We start from the raw sequence: 20,378 nt of genomic DNA on the forward strand, positions 1-20,378 counted from the left end.
AAAAGCCTATTAATGCATCTACATTTTATTGCAATTGGCGGAAGCGCCATGCATAATCTTGCTATTGCTTTAAAGAAAAAAGGATATCACATCACCGGTTCAGACGATGCTATTTTCGAGCCTTCTCTATCACGTTTAGAAATGGCCGGATTGCTTCCCGCTGAATTTGGATGGAATCCCAAAAATATTACAGAAGATTTGGATGCGGTAATATTAGGTATGCACGCCCGTCCTGATAACCCGGAATTGTTAAAGGCTCAGGAATTAGGTGTTAAAATTTATTCCTATCCCGAGTATATATACGAGCAATCTAAAGGAAAAGTACGTGTTGTAATTGGCGGAAGTCATGGCAAAACAACCATTACTTCTATGATTCTTCATGTATTAAAACAGGCAGGTAAAGAATTTGACTATATGGTAGGAGCGCAATTAGAGGGCTTTGATACCATGGTGAAATTAACTGAAGAAGCACCGGTTATAATAATTGAAGGAGACGAGTATCTTTCTTCTCCCATTGATCGTCGGCCTAAATTTCACCTTTACAAGGGAAATATTGGATTGATAAGCGGAATTGCCTGGGATCATATCAATGTTTTTCCAACGTTTGACACTTATAAAGAACAATTTCAGGCTTTTCTGTACACTTTAATACCCGGAGGCAATATTGTTTACAACCGGGAAGATGAGGAAGTAAAGCAAATTGTCGAAAATTTTGATGGAAGCCTGATAAAAAATCCTTATCATACTCCTGAACATAGTATAGAAAACGGAATTACAAAACTGATTCTTCCGGATGGAAATAAAATTTCCCTGAAAGTTTTTGGCCCGCACAATTTGCAGAATATGGAGGGTGCTCGACAGGTTTGTGAGTTGCTCGGAGTTGAATCTGCAGAATTTTATCAGGCGATCAGCTCATTTAAAGGGGCGGCACGGCGATTAGAATTGCTGGCCCATAATGATGAAACAGCGGTTTTCAAAGATTTTGCTCACTCTCCATCCAAATTAAAAGCTACTATTGTAGCAGCTAAACAACAATTTCCGTATAGAGAATTAATCGCAGTTATGGAACTGCATACGTTCAGCAGTTTGAACAGGGATTTTCTGAAAGAATATGAAGGATGTATGGATCTGGCGGATGAGGCGATAGTTTTTATTGATAAAAGAACATTTGAGCAGAAAAGGATGGAAGAATATGATGAGGAAACAGTAAAAGCTGCTTTTGGTAACAAAAAGTTAAAATTTTTCAATAATCCCGAAATATTGGAAAGGTTTTTGAGTTATATTAATTATAAGGGTAAAAATTTGCTATTAATGAGTTCCGGTAATTTCGGAGGGTTAAATCTTAACCAAATTGCACAGAACGTTATAAAATAAGACATAAATTTAATTTAAAGCACATGAAAACGTTAGGGAAAAAAATTAGGCTACTAAGACATCAGAAGGGATGGAGCCAGGAAGATGTAGCAAAAAGATTGGATATTTCTATTCCTGCATTTTCTAAAATAGAAACAGGAATTACTGATATTAACCTTTCTCGGCTTGAACAAATTGCTAAATTGTTCGAAATGAGCGTTGTACAACTGTTAACTTTTAATGATTCTGAACAGCAGGAAAAATATGTTTCAGAATTGGAAACTGTTACCAAAAAGTTACAGCAACGAGAAGTAGAGGTAATTGAGCTCCAAAAAAAGGTAATTGAGTTGTATGAGGAACTTAGACGTTCAAAGATCTTAGTTTAATGAAAAAGGCCCTGTTAATTTAACCGGGCCTTTTTGTTAAAAAAGTTTCCTCATTGTAACATGTTTTTTACCAAGAGTCGCCCCGGTGGCTTCGTGAATAGCGAGCATTTTATCATTAAAATCTCCTACCCATGAAAGCTCAAGCTCTTCGTAATCTGTATTTGGAAGTACGTATTCTTTTAGCTTGATAAACATGGCGGATTCCAGGCCATGCTTTTGATATGCTTTTTTTGTACCCATCACTATCGCACGCATCCTGTTTACGCCTTTCCAGCGGTAATATAAAAATTTCAGTTTTTCAATTATTCCAAGTTTTCCCTTGAGTGGTTTTATTATCTGATTTGCATCCGGAAGAATGAGAACAAATGAAGCTGGTTCGTTATTTACGTAAGAAAACCAAATCAGTTTTTCATCCAGTATTGGTTTCATCTTATTAAAACTTTCCAGGATGGTAGATTTATTAATAGGAACAAAGTTTTCAAAATCGTTCCAGGCGTCATTATAAATTTCCATAAAATCATGGGCAAACTTATCGAAATTTTTTACCGACAAATGCTCAAAACTATATCCTGGTTTTTTAGAAACCCATTCTGCAATTTTTGTAAAACGTTCGGGAAAGGGCTTTCTAACATCCAGGTGATTAGTTATCTGGTTATATAGAACTTCAAATCCATACTTCTCAAAAAACTTTTTATAGTAAGGGGGATTGTAATTCATTCCGAACGAAGGGTGAGTGAACCCTTCAACAAGTAAGCCCCAAAAACTGTCGTTTTCTCCGAAATTTATGGGGCCATCCATTGCCTGCATTCCGCGTTCCTGAAGCCACTGCTTTGCCGTATCAAAAAGTAAAGATGCTGCAGTATAATCATCAATACATTCGAAAAAACCAATACCGCCTGTAGGCTGAGGATAAGTGTATGCCTTTTTTTCGTTAATAAAAGCGGCAATTCTTCCAATTAAGTTTCCCCGGTTATCTTTTAATATCCATCTTGTTGCAGTGCCATGCGTATGAAAGTTGTTTTTTGAAGGATCGAAAACACTTTCAATATCCGTATCAAGAGGGCAAACCCAAACAGGATCGTTTTTATAAATTATTCTTGCTACATCAAGAAATTCTTTTCTTGTTTTTTTTGTATTAACTTCTTGTATTACCATTTACAGGGTTTGCGATGAAAATAAAAAAGCATTCAGGAGTACTGAATGCTTGAAAATATGTTAAATATTCAATTAATAATCTTCGTCGTCGTCAAAATCAGATAAGTTGTCGAAACCACCAAGATCATCAAGCGGTTCATCCAGATCATCATCCTCCTCATCCAGAAATCTGCTTTTTGGTTTAGGACTATCTGCTTTTGAAATTAATTTTTTAGCTCCACCTATTGCACCATTCTTGCTGGTCTTGCTTTCAGTTTTCTTCGGCGTTTTCATTTCAATAGTAAATTGTGGTGTTAATTTAAATCGTTTAGTATAAAATTAGGATTTTTAAATTAATTTAAAACGTTGATTTTTATTTGTCAAAAATAGAAAAAACAAGTTAGCCAAAAATAGAAATAATCAATCGGCTTTTTCACCAATTTCGTTTTCACTCGTAGAAACATCGTTTAGTTTCGGCAGTTCAGCTTTATCGTTTATTCCAAAATAATCCATAAATAAAGTGCTGGTGCTGTACAGTAGAGGTTTTCCAACGGTTTCTGATTTGCCGCTAATGGTAATAAGTTCTTTTTCCAGTAATTTCTGAATAGTGTAATCGCAGTTTACGCCTCTTATCTGCTCAATCTCAAGTTTAGTAATAGGCTGACGGTAAGCAATGATAGCAAGCGTTTCGAGCGCCGCCTGGCTTAGTTTTTTCTTTGAGCGCTGTATCTGCAGCTGGTTTATTATTCCATGAAATTCTTTTTTTGTTAAGAATTGAAATCCTCCGTTAATTTCTACCAGGCCGATAGCAAAATTGCCTGAATATTTATTACCTATATTTTTTATGTATGAATAAATCTCATCTTCAGATACTGCTGTTTCCAAAGCCTGCTGGCAAACCTGCTGAATCTCTTTTGCTGAAATACTGCTTTCGGATGAAAATATTAATGCTTCTATATGGAGAGCGAGCGTTTCTTTTGTCATTAATGAAACTAATAATTTATTACTTGTTGTTCTAGTTGAACCGGCAAATCGCGAAATTCATATTTCTGGTTTCTCAGTTGTGGAATAAATCCTGCCTCTTCAATAGCATCCTGAATTCCTTTTGAGGTGAACCGGTGTGGAGCTCCTGCTGCTGATACTACGTTTTCTTCCAGCATAATAGATCCAAAATCGTTGGCCCCACCATATAAGCACACTTGGGCTACCTGCTTTCCAACAGTTAACCAGGAAGCCTGTATGTTTTTAATATTTGGCAGCATAATTCTGCTTAAGGCAATCATGCGGATATATTCATCGGCAGTTACCTGGTTTGTAATACCGCGAACTTTACGCAGCAGCGTTCCATCGTCCTGAAAAGGCCACGGAATAAAGGCAGTGAAGCCATAGGAACCTTCAGGCTTTTCTGATTGTACTTCTCTTATCCATACTAAATGTTCAAAACGCTCTTCCAGCGTTTCTACATGGCCGAACATCATGGTAGCTGAAGTTGGAAGATTGAGTTTATGTGCTGCCCGCATTACATCAAGCCATTCCTGTCCGCCGCATTTTCCTTTAGAAATCAATCTCCTGACACGGTCATTCAAGATTTCTGCTCCAGCTCCGGGTAACGAATCAAGTCCTGCTTCTTTTAAAGCGGTTAAAACTTCCCGATGACTCAGTCCATCCAGTTTTGCGATGTGGGCAATTTCTGGCGGGCCCAACGAATGCAGCTTCAATTCCGGATAGAGTTCTTTTAGTTGCTTAAACAGGTTTGTATAAAATGATAAGCCCAGTTGGGGGTGATGCCCGCCCTGTAAAAGTAACTGATCGCCTCCGTACCTGAAGGTTTCTTCAATTTTCTTTTTATAGGTTTCTATATCAGTTATATAGCTATCAGCATGACCGGGCCTTCTAAAAAAGTTACAAAACTTGCAATTGGCTATGCAAACATTAGTAGTGTTAACATTCCGGTCAATCTGCCAGGTAACTTTACCATGCGGTACCTGCTGTTTGCGAAGTTCATTTGCAACATACATTAATTCGGCAGTTCCTGCATTAGTATATAAAAAAACGCCTTCCTCTTTTGAGAGAAACTCAAACCGAAGGGCACGGGCTAACAGATCCTGAATGTTCATTGCCACAAAGATAAGGACAGTAATTGTTGTTTTAATGAGAATTTAACCTTATTGACAATTGATATACAGAACAAAGGATGGCAGATTTAACTTTACCCTGAAGCTTCGCTCTAAAATTATACCTTTGTTAAAATTCCATTAATAATTATAAGATAAATGGTTTCATACAACCAATTTAAGTTAGATAACGGATTGCGTGTACTGGTGCATGAAGATACAACTACACCGATGGCGGTAGTAAATATTTTGTATGATGTTGGAGCACGTGATGAAAATCCGGATAAAACAGGATTTGCTCATTTGTTTGAACATTTAATGTTCGGAGGATCGGTAAATATTCCATCTTATGATGAGCCTTTACAACGGGTTGGGGGAGAGAATAACGCCTTTACAAGTAATGATATTACGAATTATTATATTCAGCTTCCTTCGGTAAATCTCGAAACTGCTTTCTGGTTAGAAAGTGACCGCATGTTAAGTCTTGCCTTCTCAGAAAAAAGCCTGGAAGTTCAAATCAATGTAGTAAGCGAAGAATTCAAACAGCGTTACCTGAATCAACCGTATGGCGACGTATGGCTGAAACTTCGTCCGTTGGCATATAAAAACCATCCCTACAGATGGGCAACCATTGGTAAAGAACTGGCGCATATTGAGCAAGCTTCATTAAGTGATGTAAAAGACTTTTTTTCTAAATTTTATAATCCTTCCAATGCGGTCATGGTTGTTGCGGGTTCAGTAAAAACGGAAGAAGTAAAAGAACTTGCAGAAAAATGGTTTGGTAACATCCCATCAGGTGTAAAACCGTTACGAAATTTACCAGCAGAGCCAGCACAGGAAAAAGAAACCCGGGAAACCGTGCAGGCCGATGTGCCGCTTGATGCACTGTATATGGCCTTTCATATGCCCGGCAGGCTGGAACAGGGCTTTTATGAAAGTGATTTGATTTCAGATATTCTTTCCAGAGGAAATTCATCGCGACTTTTTGTAAACCTTGTTAAAGAACAAAAAGTATTTGCTGAAATAAATGCCTATATAACCAGCAGCATTGATCCTGGGTTATTTATTATTGAAGGGAAACCGGTTGTTGGAACATCGTTAGAGCAGGCAGAAGCAGCCGTATGGAAAGAACTGGAACAGCTGAAAACTGTTGAGGTATCTGAAGATGAGTTGACAAAAGTGAAGAATAAGGTAGAATCAACGATGGTTTTTTCCGAATTGAGCTTATTGGATAAGGCGATGAATCTGGCTTATTTCGAATTACTTGGCAATGCGGATATGCTTAACCACGAAGTAGAAAAATACCAAGGAGTTGATGCTGTTTCACTGCGGGAAAGAGCGAAAAATATTTTCCGGAAAGAGAACGCAACGGTGTTGTACTATCTGGCCAATCAACAATAACATTACAAAAGCAATGATTCTTAACAGAGCACAGGCTCCTGCGTTTAAACAGGTAAACCAGATAGATTTAATACAGGCTAAAGAAGATGTATTAGATAACGGTCTAAAAGTTTATACAATAAATGGCGGAGAACAGGATATAATACGAATTGAATTTCTTTTTAATAATATCGGGTGGACACCGGTAAAGCCTTTACTTGCTTTTGCCGGTAATTCCATGCTTGTGGAGGGTACTCCAAATTTAAATTCGGCACAAATTGCTGAGCGTATTGACTATTATGGTGCATTTCTTCAAACCGATTATAATTACGATTATTCCAGCGTTACACTTTATACCTTAAATAAACATCTTAAAACTACTTTGTCCGTTGTTTCTGAAATTATTAAAAATTCAGTTTTTCCGCAGGATGAATTAAATACATTTATACAAAATCAGAAGCAAAAGCTGAGTGTTAATCTTGAGAAAAATGACTTTATAGCACGCAGGATATTCAATAATGCTCTTTTTAATGATTCTATTTACGGATATATTATTGAAGAAAACGACTATGAAGCATTACAACGGACAGATCTGATCGCTTACCATGAGGATGCGTATACACCTGCAAACTGTACCATTATAGTTTCTGGTAAAGTAGCGGGAAATACTTTAAGTATTTTAAATGAGTTGTTTGGCAAAAATTGGGTTGCTAAAAAACAGGTAAAGGAAAATCAGTTTCAGTTTCATGCAGGATCAGGAAGACAACATTATACAGAAAGAAAGGATTCTCTTCAGTCAGCTATCAGAATAGGCCATGTTTCTATTAACAGGGCACACCCTGATTTTCCGGCTTTACAAGTTCTTAATACTGTTTTAGGCGGTTATTTTGGCTCCCGGCTAATGGCAAACATTCGTGAAGATAAAGGTTTTACGTACGGTATTGGTTCGGTAGTTATATCACTTCAAAATGCCGGATATTTCTTTATAGCAACAGAAGTAGGAGCGGAGGTTACCCAGCCCGCAATACAGGAAATAGAAAAAGAAATAGCCTTATTGAAAACAGAGCCGGTATCAGAAGAGGAACTGGACTTAGTTAAAAATTATATGCTTGGTTCTTTGCTCGGCAGCCTGGAAAATTCGTTTTCGCATGCAGATAAATTTAAAAATATTCATTTTCTGGGATTGGGATATGATTACTACGATTATTATATAGAAACCGTGAAAAATATTACTTCAAATCGGGTACAGGAAATGGCTGCACAATACCTGGATTATGAAAAGATGGAAAAGGTAATTGTAGGAAAACCGTAGTAGTTGTTTTATTTAATAAGTACAGATTTTTTTATAAAAGTCCTCAGATATTGAATTGGCAGAGCGTTTCATTGAAGAGCGACTAAGGAAAGAAGAATCTGTTATTTTTGTTGCCTTTGATACTGTTCCTGTTGGATTTGCGCAGCTGTACCCTAAGTATTCTTCTGCCCGTGCTGAAAAAAACTGGATTCTGAATGATCTGTTTGTAGAGCCAGAGTTTAGGAAACGGGGTGTTGGAGCCATGTTAATCAAAGCTTCTGTAGAATTTGCTAAAAGCAAAGGAGCAAAATTTGTTCAGCTTGAAACTGCAACAGATAATTTTTCCGCACAGCGGCTTTATGAAGCTACAGGGTTTAAAAAACAGGAACCTGACGACAAATTTTTTGTTTACCGGATAGAAGTATTATAAGTTGAATAGTGATATTGAATGAATGTCAAGAAAGTATTTTAATTTTTCATCTGACATTTAATTCTTATCTTTGCCCGGCAAATAATAGTTCCAAATAAATTATTTGCCATGCAACTTGATCCCGAAAAATTCGTCGCTGAAGGTCTTACATACGACGATGTACTCTTAATACCAAATTACTCTGAAGTTTTACCTCGTGATGTAGATACCCGATCTTATCTTACAAAAAAAATTAGACTGAATGTTCCCATCGTTTCGGCTGCTATGGATACAGTAACCGAAGCTGAACTGGCAATTGCAATTGCCCAGGCCGGTGGAATTGGTATTCTTCATAAGAATATGACCGTACAAAAGCAGGCTGAAGAAGTGAGAAAAGTGAAGCGTTCAGAAAGCGGAATGATTCAGGATCCTGTTACTCTAAACGAAACTGCTTCTGTTCAGGATGCTTTTAATATCATGCAGGAATACAGTATAGGAGGTATTCCGGTTATAAATTCTGAGAACAAGCTCGTTGGAATTATTACTAACAGGGATCTGCGTTTTCAAAAAGATATGAAACGTCCTGTAAGAGAAGTAATGACAAAAGATAACCTGGTAACGGCGCCTCAGGGAACAGACTTGTTGCAGGCAGAAGTAATATTGCAGGATTATAAAATTGAAAAACTTCCGGTTGTAGATTCGGACGGAAAACTGATAGGCTTAATCACTTTTAAGGATATTCAGAAGTTTAAAAATTATCCAAAGGCTTGTAAAGATGAACACGGCCGTTTACGTGTTGGTGCAGCTGTTGGAGTTGCTTCTGATAACATGGACAGGGTAGCGGCTTTAGTTGCTGCAGGTGTAGATGTTGTTACTGTTGATACAGCTCACGGCCATTCAAAAGGGGTAATCGACATGGTAAAAAACATCAAAAGCGTTTATCCGGACTTGCAGGTAATAGCCGGAAATATAGCAACTGCAGAAGCGGCGCTTGCACTTGCAGATGCCGGTGCTGATGCTGTAAAAGTTGGAATAGGTCCGGGGTCAATCTGTACAACACGGATTATTGCCGGTGTTGGAGTTCCACAACTATACGCTGTTTACGAATGTGCAAAAGCACTGAAGGGAAGAAATGTGCCGGTAATAGCTGATGGCGGTATTAAACAAACCGGAGATATTGTAAAAGCAATTGCTGCCGGAGCAAGTTCTGTTATGGCCGGATCACTGTTCGCCGGTGTTGAAGAATCGCCGGGCGAAACTATTATATATGAAGGCCGGAAGTTTAAATCATACAGAGGAATGGGATCGGTTGAAGCCATGTCTAAGGGCTCTAAAGACCGATACTTTCAGGACGAAACTGACATAGTTACCAAGCTGGTACCGGAAGGAATAGTAGGACGAGTTCCTTATAAGGGAACATTGGCTGAAGTTATCTTTCAATATGTGGGAGGTTTACGTGCAGGAATGCATTATTGCGGTGCTGCTACTATTGAGGATTTGCAAAAAGCACGTTTTGTACGAATAACTGCGGCCGGTATGCGTGAAAGTCATCCACATGATATTACCATAACGAAAGAAGCACCTAATTATACCCGCTAATTCTTTTAAAATAAAAATTGTTAAAAGCTTGTGAAGTTAATCCTTTACAAGCTTTTGTTTTTATTAGTGCATATATTGTCCTAAAATGTATTCCGTTTTATTATACAACATGTGTATTTTGAAGTACAATAGTGCGGATTTCTCCCCTTTTTATTCTAATTGTTAGAGCTTTTTAATTGCTGGCACACGCTTTGTAATAAAATAAATGCGGAAATTTGTTTTAATCTTCAGAACCCCTTGAAACACTCAAGGGGTTCTGGCTTTTTAGTGTTCAGTGATCTTGTGCTGAAACTTTTAATAGTGCAACTTGTACTTTATTTATGAAAGCAACCGAACTAAAATCTCTGATAAATCCACTTATAAATTACAATGTAGCTACCGATCCTCATGGTGTAATTCAGTTACAGGGAAGCGACCTGATAATAGATATACATTGTGACTGCGGCCATGTAAGTCATTTAGAAGGGAATAATATTTACTTTTTAAAGTGTCCTTCGTGTAAAACATTGTACGAGCTAAACAGTTACGTTCAGCTAATAAAGAGAAACGATATTACAGAAGCACAGGCTTTTGAGGTAAAAGATCCGGAGTTGTAATTTCTCCTTCTTTATATCCCGCAGAAAATTTAAATTGAAATATGATTGGTTATCTTACTGATCATCATTTTAATATTGAAGTATGTTAACATTAACACAATCGCAAGTTGATCTGTATCATAAAAACGGATATTTTATCGTAAAACAGTTTTGCAGCAAGGCAGAAGTTGAAAAGCTTTATAAAACGGCGCTTGACGATAATGCAATGCAAAATAATGCACTGGATTTGAATGATCAGTCTGGGAAGAAAACAAAGCTTTCCCTATGGTTTACACCAGGTAATGATGTGTTCGGGTATTTAACGCGGTCGCAAAAGATGGTAAATTCGGTAAAGCAATTGCTTGGAGAGGGAGCTCCGGTTTGCCATTTTCATTCTAAGCTGATGCAGAAGGAACCCCACGTTGGTGGCGCATGGGAGTGGCACCAGGATTATGGATACTGGTATAAAAACCAGTTTATGTTTCCCGACCAACTGATCAGTGTTATGATTGCATTAACTCCGGCAACAAAAGAGAATGGTTGCTTACAGGTTATAAAAGGTTCGCATAAAATGGGCAGGGTTAATCACGGATTTGCCGGCGAGCAGGTGGGGGCTGATATGGAGATGGTAAACAATGCCTTAAAAACAATGGAACTTGTTTTTGTTGAGTTGGAACCGGGCGACGCGTTGTTTTTTCATAGCAATATTCTTCATCGTTCAGAAGCAAATCTGTCCGACTATCCAAGATGGTCTGTTATTTCCTGTTATAGTTTACAATCAAATTTAGCTTATAATGAAACCTCCACTTCCTGGAAAACGCCTGTTCAGATTGTTCCGGATAATGCAGTATTAGAATGGGAAGCGGAATCTTTATCCAAGGCAGATTTCCTTAAAAAAGAAAACGATCCTGCCCTGAAAGAAACCGGCTGGGAAAATGAGGTAAAAGCAAAATAATATGCTTATTTAATTTCGCTCCAGTCTTCATAATCGTACATAACTCCTTGAGACTTAAATACCATTACTGTACTTAAACTCTGGCCTCCCGCAACAATAATATCTTTATAGCTGTATCGACCGTTATTGCTTTCATCCGTACCCGAGCGTATTTGAACAGCTAAAATATACGTTCCTGCTTCAACTTCTTTCGTAATTGCAGGTTTGTCTAAAGTAGTAAATTCAGAAAGAGAATGTTTCGGACCGAATTCTTCCAGCGTTAATCCGTCTTCCAGATCTTCCCGCTGATCTTCTTTTAAAAGGAAAAAATCACAATTTACAGGCAGCGAATTCCCCGAATCATCTTTTATAAAAGTAGATATACTGATAGTTCCTTTTGCAGGGCCAGCATCTTCGTCTTTACTGCATCCGGAAAATAAAACAGGCAATAACAATAAGAGTAATAAGATTTTATTTTTCATAAATGAAGGGCAGTTTGGTTTATTATAAGAGATTTGTAATTGACGGTTTCCGATAAATAAATCTCAATATAAAAATTTACATTTAAAAATGGATGTCAGCTTTGCCTATTTTCTGGAAATTGCAGGTATTGTTGTTTTTACTATTTCAGGTGCATTCTCCGCAATGCAGAAACGTTTTGATGCTTTCGGAGTACTGATTATCGGTTTTGTAACCTCAACCGGTGGCGGTACTATTCGGGACGTACTGATAGGACAAACGCCTGTAACCTGGATGAAGGAAATTAATACTCCTTTGATTATTCTGGTTACAGTGATTGTTACCCTTTTCTTTAAACATTATATAAAAAGTTTAAAGATTACCCTTTTTGTTTTTGATGCCCTGGGATTAGGGCTGTTTACCATTACAGGAATTCAAAAAGGAATAAATGCAGGGCTTGATCCTGGAATTTGTATTATATTAGGAACCATTACCGGAAGCTTTGGAGGTGTTCTTCGTGATATTCTATTAAATAATATCCCAATTATATTTAGAAAAGAGATTTATGCAACCGCTTGTATTGTAGGCGGAATCATTTACTTTACTCTTATTCCATTTGTGGATAAAGACTTATCGAAGATAATTGCTATACTGATAGTTTTCGGAATAAGGATTGTTGCTGTGCGGTATAATTTAAGTATGCCGAAGTTTTATGCGTAAATTTTGAACTGATAATAAGTAAGAATGAGGATAAAAGAAACTTTAAGAGATTTTACACTTGTGATATTAGGTATATTTTCTGCGGCTATGGGATTAAAAGGATTTTTACTTTCGAGCCGTTTTATAGATGGAGGAGTTACCGGAATTTCTATGCTTCTTGCAGATATTATTAATGTTCCGATTGCAGTGTTGATATTTATTATCAATGTTCCTTTTTTATTGCTGGGTTACCGGCAAATGGGAATTTCTTTTGCCTTTAAAAGTGCTGCAGCAATAGCAGGTTTATCCCTTTGTCTGGCATTTGTACATTTTCCCGACGTTACGCCTGATAAATTACTCACTGCGATATTTGGAGGTGTTTTTATCGGGGTTGGAATTGGCTTGGCTATGCGGGGAGGAGCAGTTCTGGATGGAACGGAAATAGCGGCTGTGCTATTAAGCCGGAAAGCGCATGTCTTAAAAGTAAGTGATATAATTTTAATTTTAAACGTTGTTATCTTTTCTGCGGCGGCATTTTTTCTCGGAATAGAATCTGCGTTATATTCCATCCTCACCTATATCGCAGCATCTAAAATGCTGGATTTTATTCTGAACGGAATTGAGCAGAATACCGGAGTAACCATTGTTTCAACAAAAAGTGAACAGATACGAGTAGTAATTACCGAAAAATTAGGACGTGGAGTAACTATCTATCAGGGTAAAAGCGGATTCGGTAAAAATGGTAGAAAAAATGATCCGAGGGATATCATCTTCACAGTAGCAACCCGACTTGAAATTCCGGCAATAAAAAAAGAAGTACTAAATATTGACCCCGCAGCTTTTATTGTACAGCACAGTGTAGATGACACAACCGGTGGATTGCTTAAAAAGAAAGCGCTGCATTAATAAAATTGGAACATCAAAATAAACCCTCTCTAAACACTAAAATAAATAGTATTCGTGGTGTATGATGTTTTAATAAGGTAGCAGGATCAATATCGAATTCAATACCTTACCTCCCGGATTAAGAAGATAAACTTTCCAAATAGTATAATGTTAGTATTTGAAAAATAAAGTGTTATGATACTGCAATCTTTAAAAACTGAATTTGAACACGAAGTTAACAACACGAGAAAATTGCTGCAGGCTGTACCTAAAAAAGATTTGGATTATAAACCCTCGCCAGTTTCATGGACGATGGGTGAGCTCGCTCAACACATTGCTACCATATATTACTGGTATGTAGGAACACTTACCAAAGATACATACGATATGGCTGCCGATCATCTTGAACGCGGTGAACCGGGAGATATTAAAGCTACTCTTGACCTTTTCGAGAAAAACGTTGAAAGAGCCCGGGAAGCATTGGAATCAATAACAGAAGAAAGTTTAGAGGCTCTGTGGACAATGAAAGTCGGAGATCATGTCGTGCTTGGTCCGATGCCAAGGAGTGTTGTGGTTCGTAGTTTTCTTTTCAATCATATTTATCACCATCGCGGCGAAATGATCGTCTATCTGCGTGCCACCGGCAATAAAGTACCAGGCCTTTACGGGCCAACTTTTGAAGAATCCGTTGTGCGTAGTTAAATGATCTGCAGAATTAAAATTCCCACTAATTAGTGTCACCAAATAAAAAAAGCTGACCATTTTAGATCAGCTTTTGTACTCGGGGCGGGAGTATAATATTTTTATTTAGCTTTCCTCGATTATATGAAAAAGTGTCTTTAAAGTGCATATAAGCCAGATACAGAGTAAAGAAAAGCAAAAGGAAGACAAACTATATTAAATAAAACCGTCCCCTAATACGTCCCCTTTTATAGCCTAATGATTATATTTGTTTATATATCTCAGTATAAACCTGTACGATGGCTAGTGTATCATTTGTATTAAAAGAACCAACCTCCACTAAGGAAACATTGGTTTATCTATTATTCCGTTTCAACAACCAAAGATTAAAACTCTCAACTTCTGAAAAGATTTTGCCAAAACTTTGGAATGCCGAAAAACAAAGAGCCAAAATAACTAAGCAAAACGAAGAGTATTTTGAATTTAATTCCTCATTGGATAAATGGGAAACTACTATAAAAAACATTTTTAGAAAGCTATTAAATGATGATAAAGTACCTACACCCGCTTTATTAAAAGATGAAATTGAAAAAGCATTTAATAAAAAACCGGCTGAAAAAAAATTGGAGTTTATGGATTTCGTAGCCGAATACATTAATAACTCGCCAAAAAGCCCTAATACCTTAAGAAATTACAAACAAGCACAACGGCAATTAAAAGAGTTTTGCAAACAAAACAACGGGGAATTAAAATTTGAAAATATTACCCTTGATTTCTATAATGAGTTTATAAAATTCCTCACCCTTAGAAATTATTCGCAAAACACTATAGGGAGTTTCGTTAAGGACATTAAGATTTTTATGAACGAAGCAACCGACAGAGGGATTAATATGAATTTAGAATACCTAAATAAACGCTTTAAGGTGCTTAATGACACTGTGGATACTGTGTACCTTACTAAAGATGAATTATCCCTTCTGCGGGCTTTAGATTTATCAGAGAATAAAAGATTGGAATCAGTGAGGGATTTGTTTATTGTAGGCTGTTATACAGGTTTAAGGTTTTCAGATTTAGCGAAATTGGATAAAAGCAACTTTATAAAAGACAATACCCAAATAAAGATAAAAACGCAAAAAACAGGGGAAACGGTTGTTATTCCGGTTCACCCTTTTGTAAAAGAAGTTTTTATTAAATACGGAAATAGTCTCCCTAAAGTAATCAGCAATCAAAAAATGAATGATTATTTGAAAGAGATTGGAAAACTTGCGGAACTAAAAGAAAATGTAATTATTGGCTCTATTCAGGGTGGGCGAAAAACTAACGAATCATTTTTAAAATATCAACTTTTAACTACCCATACAGCAAGGCGAAGCTTTGCTACAAATGCTTATTTGGCGGATATTCCGTCCATGGATATAATGAAGATTACAGGGCATCGGTCGGAACGGTCTTTTATTAAATACATTAGAGTAACACAAGAACAAAATGCTAATAGGTTAATAAATCATCCTTTTTTTAAGTAGTATGACTTTATCAAAATTTACCGAATTAGAACTTCTTGAATTAAAGAAAGAATTCAAGGGCTTAACTTCGGTTAGAGACAAATACAAGTTTTGGCAAGAAAAATTAAACTTCCCTTACTATTTCACCTACACCCTAAATCACTCGGATATTTTTGACTTTTATTTTGAAGGCAAAACGCCCGAAGAAATCGAAATTTTAAATGAACTAATACTTGAAGAAGTAAGATTAAAAGGAACTTTAAAAATTGTTGATTCTGAAAAATTAGAAAGTGATTTATTAACAAAATTATCCGAGGCTGTAAAACCTTTCCCACTTCTCGAGGAAGAGCTAAAGAGGGTTAAATCAATTGTAGAAAAACAAGAGCAAAAAGCCGCTAAAACAAACATTCTTAATGCAGAAGAATACTCTCAGTCAAATTTTTTCTTAAACGGTTATCGGGAATATTATTTAAAAGGAAAAGAAGTGAGCCTTTCTACACAAAACTATAGTACTCCAAACCTAATTTCTCTAATTAACGGCTGCGAAATTGCAAAGTATCAAACCTTTATAGAAGGGAAAATTAAAAACCCAGTAGGTAAAAGTTTGGCTAATGAGCATGCAGAAACAAGTTTAAAACAACAGATTTTAATACTTCATTATTTAGGACTTTTAGAATCGTTTGAAACTTCCACTAATAAAAATAAAAGTCATATCATTTCTAAACTCCTAAACCGAAGCGAAACAAAAGTAAAAGCAGCACTAACCTATTTAGGGCATAACTCAGACCACAACCCGATAACTGTCTCTAATTTAGAAATAGTGGTTAGATTACTTGAAAAAACAGGGTTTGAAAATGCTGTAGCAAAAGCAAAAAACGATTTAACGAAAGCAAAAGAAAGAAAGAAGTAACCCCTTTCTAACCCGTTACCCCTTAAATTCCGCTATTCTTTTGTGGCATAAAAAAAAATTATGTCACAGATTATTCTTAATGGATTAACCACAGTACAACTCAGGGAGTTGTTTTGTGAAGCACTGAAAGAACATTTACAGTTCCCAAGTAAAAAGCAAAAGTTAGGTTTAGAAACTCCCGTTGAAGTTGATAACACTAATCTTTTAACAAGAGTAGAGACTGCTCAAATTCTTCAAATCTCGCTTCCTACTCTTAACACTTACACCAAAAGAGGCTTAATCAAGTCTTACCGTATCGGCTCCAAGATTCGATACAAGTTCGCGGAAATTGAAGAAGCATTAGTTTCCCGAAATTTCGGACAAATGAAGAAAGGAGGTCGTTGTGCATAAGAACGACTATTCCTTAATAGTTTTTTTCGAAAATGAAAAGCCCAAAAGATGGCAGTATGTCCACAAGCTGAATGTATTCGTTTTAAACTTCCTTAATAAAAAATATAAAGACTGGAAGTATTTTAATGTTTACGACCGACATACAGGGCAGTATTTAAAGCGATTCTATGTGGGTCAGTTCGTGCCTGAGTTCTTGGCTTTATTTTTTTTAACCTTTAATCTTCTTTGGTTAGTTCAGCTTGGCACCTTTAATAATGGTTTTAATTATTCCTCAACGATTCAGACGGCATGTTAGTGAAAAACACGTTTGGATTAAGCTCGGTACTAGGTACTTTCCAAGCAAAAAAAAGCTATCATTCTAAATTTGCCGGCTCGTCTCTCGACAGAAAAAAAAGCTTACCAAAAGAGAAAGAAGCAAAAGTTGAAACGGTAAAGAAAGAAAAGGTTGTCAAGGAGCGCAAAATGTCTCCAAGAACTAAAACAAAGATTCGAAAGAAAATTTTCGCTCTGTCCCAAGTTCAGAAACGTTTAACATTTGTCGCTCTGACTTTTGTAAATGCAGTTAAAGACGAAGAAGCAATTATCATTCTAAGAAAATTCTTGGACAACATTAAAAAGCGGTCTAAAGACTTTCAATACTTGTGGGTAGCGGAACGACAAACGGAGAACAAAGTGTTTCCCGACAATATTCATTTTCATTTAATAACCAACAAGTATTGGGACATAAAGAAAACCCTAAATTATTGGACGGACTTGCAGGCTTCACATGGGATAGTTCCTCGCGGCAAAGCCGGTTCCTCGGGCTTTGATGTCAAAACCGTTTCTTCAAAAAACCCATCTCAATTAGGCATTTACTTAACAAAGTATGTAACTAAAAATACGGCTAAGTTTAAATGTCAAGTCTGGAACTGCTCAAAGAAAATCTCGGCACTCTACACGGATTTCTATTCCGATTACTCATTCATCGAGCAATTACAAAAACTGAAAGGAGATGCTATAAAAGAAGTTCAAATGGAATATTGCACACTTCATTTAATTCCCCTTGATAAATCAACAATCCGCTTTTATGACAAAATCGGTTTTCAAAATCAAAAAGTATGGTCAAATCTTAAACTACAAAACAATGCCAAAATCGAGAAATAGAAAAAACAGAAAAGCTTATATAGCTCCGCAAAGTTTCAACCTTGTAGGTTTATGGGCAGACCAAATACAGACATGTAATTCTTGTACTTTCAAAAGATATTACTTTGAGTTTGATGAACTACCCGATTCGGAAAGGCAATTGTGGAAAGAACAGGAAGACTTTGAATTGATTGATTTTTTTCTTTACTGCCCCGATTGTAAAGAGTATTCAGCAATTTATAAATAAAGTAAGAGCCACAAGTTGTGGCTCTACTCATTTTCTAAAGTGACAGACGAAGTTTAATTTCCGTTTTATTTACCTGATTTTACTCGGTTGTCGTACTTACATAACATTTGGCAATTTTCCGCGATGGTCTTACCACCCTCATGCCAAGGCGTTATGTGGTCTGCTTCCATCTCATGCAGTTCAAATACTACTCCGCACTTAGGACAAACACCTTTTTGTCTTTCATATGCCTCACGCTTTTGTTTATCTGTAAAGGCACGAATACTTAAATATTTTTCATTTCTCGTTATTACATATTCATAAATGCCTGACTTTTTCGTTACGTCCTCATCTTGCATTAATTGAGTAATTTCTACTTCAAGTGTCTTAGCATCAAAATCTTTGTCTTTGTAATTATTATATAAAAAGCCGTAGTTAACGCCTTTCATTTCTTTGCGATATTTTGGAAATATCACTTCAACCCAACTTATCAGGTTCTTAAAATACAACCATAATTCATTAGCATTTTCCTTGTGCTGGTTTTCCGCCATATATTGCTCAATATTGTCGTTGCTTAACCAACTAATGGCTGCTTCTAAATAGTCTTGCCGAATAGGCGAACCTGTTAAATAATCACTCCCAATTTTGTATGCAGGGCAGCCTGTCTTACTAAAATATTTTTTTGCCTCTGTAAGCCATGTACCTGTGTAAACGGCGTTTCTCAATTCCTGTGCTGTAAGCTTTTCCCCTGCAATATTTATAGTCTTAAACCAATCCAATTTTTCTTTATCATTTCCTTCGCAGAAGTAAACCATTAATTTATAATCTAAAATCTGGTTTTTTTCAACGTTTGTAAGGTTGTTGAAATACATTGAATTTAAAGAAAAGCTACCCGTTACGTATTCGCAAAGGCTAATGGTTCGTTGCTGTCCATCTAAAACCTCGAAAGTGTTATCGTCGTTTTTTACCCAATACATTACATTGAGCGGAAAATCCTTTTTGACAGTTTCTATTACAGAATCTCTTTGTTTGTCTTTATAGACAAATTCACGTTGATATTTTGGGCGAATGTTAAGGCTGCCACCATATCCGACAACTCCTTCTTCATCGTCGTTTATGTACCCTTGCGAAACTTCCCTAATCGTAATTTCTCTAAGTTTTATTATCACAACCGTTTATTTTTAATTATTATTCTTGCATACATGGCTTTATAATTTCCATTAATTACGATAACTCCACGTGCGTTTAAATCATTAGCATTTGGAACTTCTGATTTCTCGTACTTTTTAGTTCTTAACCCTGATGAATTCTCTCTATCCATAATCCCCAAAATTTCAAATTGGTTAGGATTGTATTTATCTATAAAAGTGATTGGCACAGCCATTAAACCCTCATAATCTACTGGTATTTCAGCTACCTTAGATACCTCTATAGCATCATAGTTATCATAAGTTGGATAATACCTTTCATTACCGTAATAGGTCTTATAAAGAATTATATCCTCATGTCGTTTTCGGGTATCTAAATTGGTAAACCAATAGACACTACCCATGCTAAAATATTTCTGCCCGTTTTTAATTTTTATTCTGGTTTCGGTTTCTATTTCATAATGGTCTGGAACTTTAAACCATTTTGTCCCTCCATTATCCACTCCAGTCCAAATTTTGTTTTTTTGTACAAGCCTGAAAATTTCCTTGTAAGTTAAATTGTTCTGATTACCGATAATTAAAAAACTTTTGCCATATTCAATAAGCTGCGCAACGTATTCGCGAAAGAGCGAAAATGGGGGATTTGTAACTACTATGTCGGCTTGTTTCAAAAGTTCTATACTTTCAGGACTACGAAAATCTCCGTCACCTTTCAAAGGGTGTATTCCAATTTCTTCGGGGTTAGGAACCCTATCGCCGTTTTTATCACCGTTATATTCCAACCAAATTGCACTTTCAGACTTGTATTTACTAAATAAATCTCTTTCCTGACTTTTGTAGCAAGTAGTGATTAGTTTTTTGAGTTCTAAATCTTCAAATTTGTGTGAGAAATAATGAAAGAAATTACTAATTCTTGGGTCGTCACAATTACAAAAAACAGTCTTCCCTTTGAAGTGGTGTTTGTAATGTCGCAGCTCCTTTTCGATGTCTGTTAATTCAGTATAAAACTCATCGTTTTTACCTGCCTTTGCCTTTTTTAAATTATTATTTAAGGATTTCGCCATTCGTTTTAAATACTTTACAGGTGCGATTAAATTAATAATAAATTTTATATCAGATAGAGCTTTAAAAACTTTAACAAAAACAGTCCCCTATCTTGTCCCCTAAAAAGAAAAATGCCC

Annotated in this window: 22 protein-coding genes; 15 read left to right on the top strand and 7 right to left on the bottom strand. The window is 36.4% G+C overall.

Annotated elements, in window-relative coordinates:
- The first annotated feature begins 12 nt into the window (after nt 1–12).
- Together ACLCDL_RS09340 and ACLCDL_RS09345 are read left to right on the top strand one after the other, a co-directional pair.
- Nucleotides 13–1,374, top strand: coding sequence for a UDP-N-acetylmuramate--L-alanine ligase (locus tag ACLCDL_RS09340; RefSeq protein ID WP_423148021.1), 1,362 nt, complete (start codon nt 13–15; stop codon nt 1,372–1,374).
- A gap of 23 nt (nt 1,375–1,397) precedes the next feature.
- Nucleotides 1,398–1,739, top strand: coding sequence for a helix-turn-helix domain-containing protein (locus tag ACLCDL_RS09345; protein ID WP_423148022.1), 342 nt, complete (start codon nt 1,398–1,400; stop codon nt 1,737–1,739).
- Nucleotides 1,740–1,775: 36 nt separating this feature from the next.
- Here the strand turns inward: ACLCDL_RS09345 and ACLCDL_RS09350 are convergent, their stop codons facing one another.
- The 4 genes from ACLCDL_RS09350 to mqnC form a co-directional block, all read right to left on the bottom strand.
- A complete protein-coding gene (locus ACLCDL_RS09350; RefSeq protein ID WP_423148023.1) occupies nt 1,776–2,894 on the bottom strand; it encodes a GNAT family N-acetyltransferase in 1,119 nt (372 codons plus the stop codon).
- Between the two features lie 72 nt (nt 2,895–2,966).
- Nucleotides 2,967–3,167: a hypothetical protein gene (locus ACLCDL_RS09355; RefSeq protein WP_423148024.1), complete on the bottom strand. Its 201-nt coding sequence runs from the start codon at nt 3,165–3,167 to the stop codon at nt 2,967–2,969.
- 126 nt (nt 3,168–3,293) lie between these two features.
- Nucleotides 3,294–3,857, bottom strand: a complete 564-nt coding sequence (gene scpB / locus ACLCDL_RS09360) for an SMC-Scp complex subunit ScpB (protein WP_423148025.1) — start codon at nt 3,855–3,857, stop codon at nt 3,294–3,296.
- A gap of 8 nt (nt 3,858–3,865) precedes the next feature.
- Complete coding sequence (gene mqnC, locus ACLCDL_RS09365) at nt 3,866–4,990, bottom strand: cyclic dehypoxanthinyl futalosine synthase (protein WP_423148026.1); 1,125 nt, start codon at nt 4,988–4,990, stop codon at nt 3,866–3,868.
- A gap of 156 nt (nt 4,991–5,146) precedes the next feature.
- Between mqnC and ACLCDL_RS09370 the strand changes: the two genes are divergently transcribed.
- The 6 genes from ACLCDL_RS09370 (at nt 5,147) to ACLCDL_RS09395 (ending at nt 11,196) form a co-directional block, all read left to right on the top strand.
- The gene (locus ACLCDL_RS09370) at nt 5,147–6,388 is read left to right on the top strand and encodes a M16 family metallopeptidase (RefSeq protein WP_423148027.1); all 1,242 of its coding nucleotides are present in this window, start codon (nt 5,147–5,149) and stop codon (nt 6,386–6,388) included.
- A 13-nt stretch (nt 6,389–6,401) separates the two neighbouring features.
- Nucleotides 6,402–7,679 carry a M16 family metallopeptidase gene (locus ACLCDL_RS09375; RefSeq protein WP_423148028.1) on the top strand — a complete coding sequence of 426 codons (1,278 nt, stop codon included), beginning with the start codon at nt 6,402–6,404 and terminating at the stop codon, nt 7,677–7,679.
- 55 nt (nt 7,680–7,734) lie between these two features.
- The gene (locus tag ACLCDL_RS09380) at nt 7,735–8,088 is read left to right on the top strand and encodes a GNAT family N-acetyltransferase (RefSeq protein ID WP_423148029.1); all 354 of its coding nucleotides are present in this window, start codon (nt 7,735–7,737) and stop codon (nt 8,086–8,088) included.
- A gap of 108 nt (nt 8,089–8,196) precedes the next feature.
- A complete protein-coding gene (gene guaB, locus ACLCDL_RS09385; RefSeq protein ID WP_423148030.1) occupies nt 8,197–9,666 on the top strand; it encodes an IMP dehydrogenase in 1,470 nt (489 codons plus the stop codon).
- A 320-nt stretch (nt 9,667–9,986) separates the two neighbouring features.
- Nucleotides 9,987–10,262 (top strand): hypothetical protein, encoded by a 276-nt coding sequence (locus ACLCDL_RS09390; protein WP_423148031.1) that lies wholly within the window; start codon nt 9,987–9,989, stop codon nt 10,260–10,262.
- 82 nt (nt 10,263–10,344) lie between these two features.
- Nucleotides 10,345–11,196 carry a phytanoyl-CoA dioxygenase family protein gene (locus tag ACLCDL_RS09395; protein WP_423148032.1) on the top strand — a complete coding sequence of 284 codons (852 nt, stop codon included), beginning with the start codon at nt 10,345–10,347 and terminating at the stop codon, nt 11,194–11,196.
- Nucleotides 11,197–11,201: 5 nt separating this feature from the next.
- Here ACLCDL_RS09395 and ACLCDL_RS09400 read toward each other — a convergent pair whose 3' ends face one another.
- Nucleotides 11,202–11,657, bottom strand: a complete 456-nt coding sequence (locus ACLCDL_RS09400; protein WP_423148033.1) for a hypothetical protein — start codon at nt 11,655–11,657, stop codon at nt 11,202–11,204.
- Between the two features lie 88 nt (nt 11,658–11,745).
- Here ACLCDL_RS09400 and ACLCDL_RS09405 point away from each other — a divergent pair, with 88 nt between their 5' ends.
- The 7 genes from ACLCDL_RS09405 (at nt 11,746) to ACLCDL_RS09435 (ending at nt 17,844) form a co-directional block, all read left to right on the top strand.
- Nucleotides 11,746–12,354 carry a trimeric intracellular cation channel family protein gene (locus ACLCDL_RS09405; RefSeq protein WP_423148034.1) on the top strand — a complete coding sequence of 203 codons (609 nt, stop codon included), beginning with the start codon at nt 11,746–11,748 and terminating at the stop codon, nt 12,352–12,354.
- Between the two features lie 24 nt (nt 12,355–12,378).
- On the top strand, nt 12,379–13,239 hold the full coding sequence (locus tag ACLCDL_RS09410; protein ID WP_423148035.1) for a YitT family protein: 861 nt from the start codon (nt 12,379–12,381) through the stop codon (nt 13,237–13,239).
- Between the two features lie 174 nt (nt 13,240–13,413).
- The gene (locus ACLCDL_RS09415; protein WP_423148036.1) at nt 13,414–13,920 is read left to right on the top strand and encodes a DinB family protein; all 507 of its coding nucleotides are present in this window, start codon (nt 13,414–13,416) and stop codon (nt 13,918–13,920) included.
- 278 nt (nt 13,921–14,198) lie between these two features.
- On the top strand, nt 14,199–15,422 hold the full coding sequence (locus tag ACLCDL_RS09420) for a site-specific integrase (RefSeq protein ID WP_423148037.1): 1,224 nt from the start codon (nt 14,199–14,201) through the stop codon (nt 15,420–15,422).
- Nucleotide 15,423: 1 nt separating this feature from the next.
- Nucleotides 15,424–16,311 (top strand): hypothetical protein, encoded by an 888-nt coding sequence (locus tag ACLCDL_RS09425; RefSeq protein ID WP_423148038.1) that lies wholly within the window; start codon nt 15,424–15,426, stop codon nt 16,309–16,311.
- A gap of 60 nt (nt 16,312–16,371) precedes the next feature.
- Nucleotides 16,372–16,701, top strand: a complete 330-nt coding sequence (locus tag ACLCDL_RS09430) for a helix-turn-helix domain-containing protein (RefSeq protein WP_423148039.1) — start codon at nt 16,372–16,374, stop codon at nt 16,699–16,701.
- Nucleotides 16,702–16,989: 288 nt separating this feature from the next.
- The gene (locus ACLCDL_RS09435) at nt 16,990–17,844 is read left to right on the top strand and encodes a rolling circle replication-associated protein (RefSeq protein ID WP_423148040.1); all 855 of its coding nucleotides are present in this window, start codon (nt 16,990–16,992) and stop codon (nt 17,842–17,844) included.
- 291 nt (nt 17,845–18,135) lie between these two features.
- Here ACLCDL_RS09435 and ACLCDL_RS09440 read toward each other — a convergent pair whose 3' ends face one another.
- A complete protein-coding gene (locus ACLCDL_RS09440) occupies nt 18,136–19,218 on the bottom strand; it encodes an HNH endonuclease family protein (RefSeq protein ID WP_423148041.1) in 1,083 nt (360 codons plus the stop codon).
- Nucleotides 19,215–20,261 (bottom strand): adenine-specific methyltransferase EcoRI family protein, encoded by a 1,047-nt coding sequence (locus ACLCDL_RS09445; protein ID WP_423148042.1) that lies wholly within the window; start codon nt 20,259–20,261, stop codon nt 19,215–19,217. Before ACLCDL_RS09445 ends, ACLCDL_RS09440 begins: the two co-directional genes overlap by 4 nt.
- Nucleotides 20,262–20,378 lie beyond the last annotated feature (117 nt).

The sequence above is a fragment of the Rubrilithobacter danxiaensis genome (assembly GCF_047272945.1).
GTDB classification, from domain to species: Bacteria; Bacteroidota; Bacteroidia; order Sphingobacteriales; family Sphingobacteriaceae; genus Rubrolithibacter; species Rubrolithibacter danxiaensis.

Bases quoted from the DNA above. Each gene is read 5' to 3' on its own strand.
- ACLCDL_RS09410 (WP_423148035.1), top strand. From the start codon at position 12,379: ATGAGGATAAAAGAAACTTTAAGAGATTTTACACTTGTGATATTAGGT.
- mqnC (WP_423148026.1), bottom strand. From the start codon at position 4,990: ATGAACATTCAGGATCTGTTAGCCCGTGCCCTTCGGTTTGAGTTTCTC.
- ACLCDL_RS09425 (WP_423148038.1), top strand. From the start codon at position 15,424: ATGACTTTATCAAAATTTACCGAATTAGAACTTCTTGAATTAAAGAAA.
- ACLCDL_RS09395 (WP_423148032.1), top strand. From the start codon at position 10,345: ATGTTAACATTAACACAATCGCAAGTTGATCTGTATCATAAAAACGGA.
- ACLCDL_RS09445 (WP_423148042.1), bottom strand. From the start codon at position 20,261: ATGGCGAAATCCTTAAATAATAATTTAAAAAAGGCAAAGGCAGGTAAA.
- scpB (WP_423148025.1), bottom strand. From the start codon at position 3,857: ATGACAAAAGAAACGCTCGCTCTCCATATAGAAGCATTAATATTTTCA.
- ACLCDL_RS09415 (WP_423148036.1), top strand. From the start codon at position 13,414: ATGATACTGCAATCTTTAAAAACTGAATTTGAACACGAAGTTAACAAC.
- ACLCDL_RS09370 (WP_423148027.1), top strand. From the start codon at position 5,147: ATGGTTTCATACAACCAATTTAAGTTAGATAACGGATTGCGTGTACTG.
- ACLCDL_RS09405 (WP_423148034.1), top strand. From the start codon at position 11,746: ATGGATGTCAGCTTTGCCTATTTTCTGGAAATTGCAGGTATTGTTGTT.
- ACLCDL_RS09390 (WP_423148031.1), top strand. From the start codon at position 9,987: ATGAAAGCAACCGAACTAAAATCTCTGATAAATCCACTTATAAATTAC.
- ACLCDL_RS09355 (WP_423148024.1), bottom strand. From the start codon at position 3,167: ATGAAAACGCCGAAGAAAACTGAAAGCAAGACCAGCAAGAATGGTGCA.
- ACLCDL_RS09340 (WP_423148021.1), top strand. From the start codon at position 13: ATGCATCTACATTTTATTGCAATTGGCGGAAGCGCCATGCATAATCTT.
- guaB (WP_423148030.1), top strand. From the start codon at position 8,197: ATGCAACTTGATCCCGAAAAATTCGTCGCTGAAGGTCTTACATACGAC.
- ACLCDL_RS09435 (WP_423148040.1), top strand. From the start codon at position 16,990: ATGTTAGTGAAAAACACGTTTGGATTAAGCTCGGTACTAGGTACTTTC.
- ACLCDL_RS09375 (WP_423148028.1), top strand. From the start codon at position 6,402: ATGATTCTTAACAGAGCACAGGCTCCTGCGTTTAAACAGGTAAACCAG.
- ACLCDL_RS09430 (WP_423148039.1), top strand. From the start codon at position 16,372: ATGTCACAGATTATTCTTAATGGATTAACCACAGTACAACTCAGGGAG.
- ACLCDL_RS09400 (WP_423148033.1), bottom strand. From the start codon at position 11,657: ATGAAAAATAAAATCTTATTACTCTTATTGTTATTGCCTGTTTTATTT.
- ACLCDL_RS09345 (WP_423148022.1), top strand. From the start codon at position 1,398: ATGAAAACGTTAGGGAAAAAAATTAGGCTACTAAGACATCAGAAGGGA.
- ACLCDL_RS09350 (WP_423148023.1), bottom strand. From the start codon at position 2,894: ATGGTAATACAAGAAGTTAATACAAAAAAAACAAGAAAAGAATTTCTT.
- ACLCDL_RS09420 (WP_423148037.1), top strand. From the start codon at position 14,199: ATGGCTAGTGTATCATTTGTATTAAAAGAACCAACCTCCACTAAGGAA.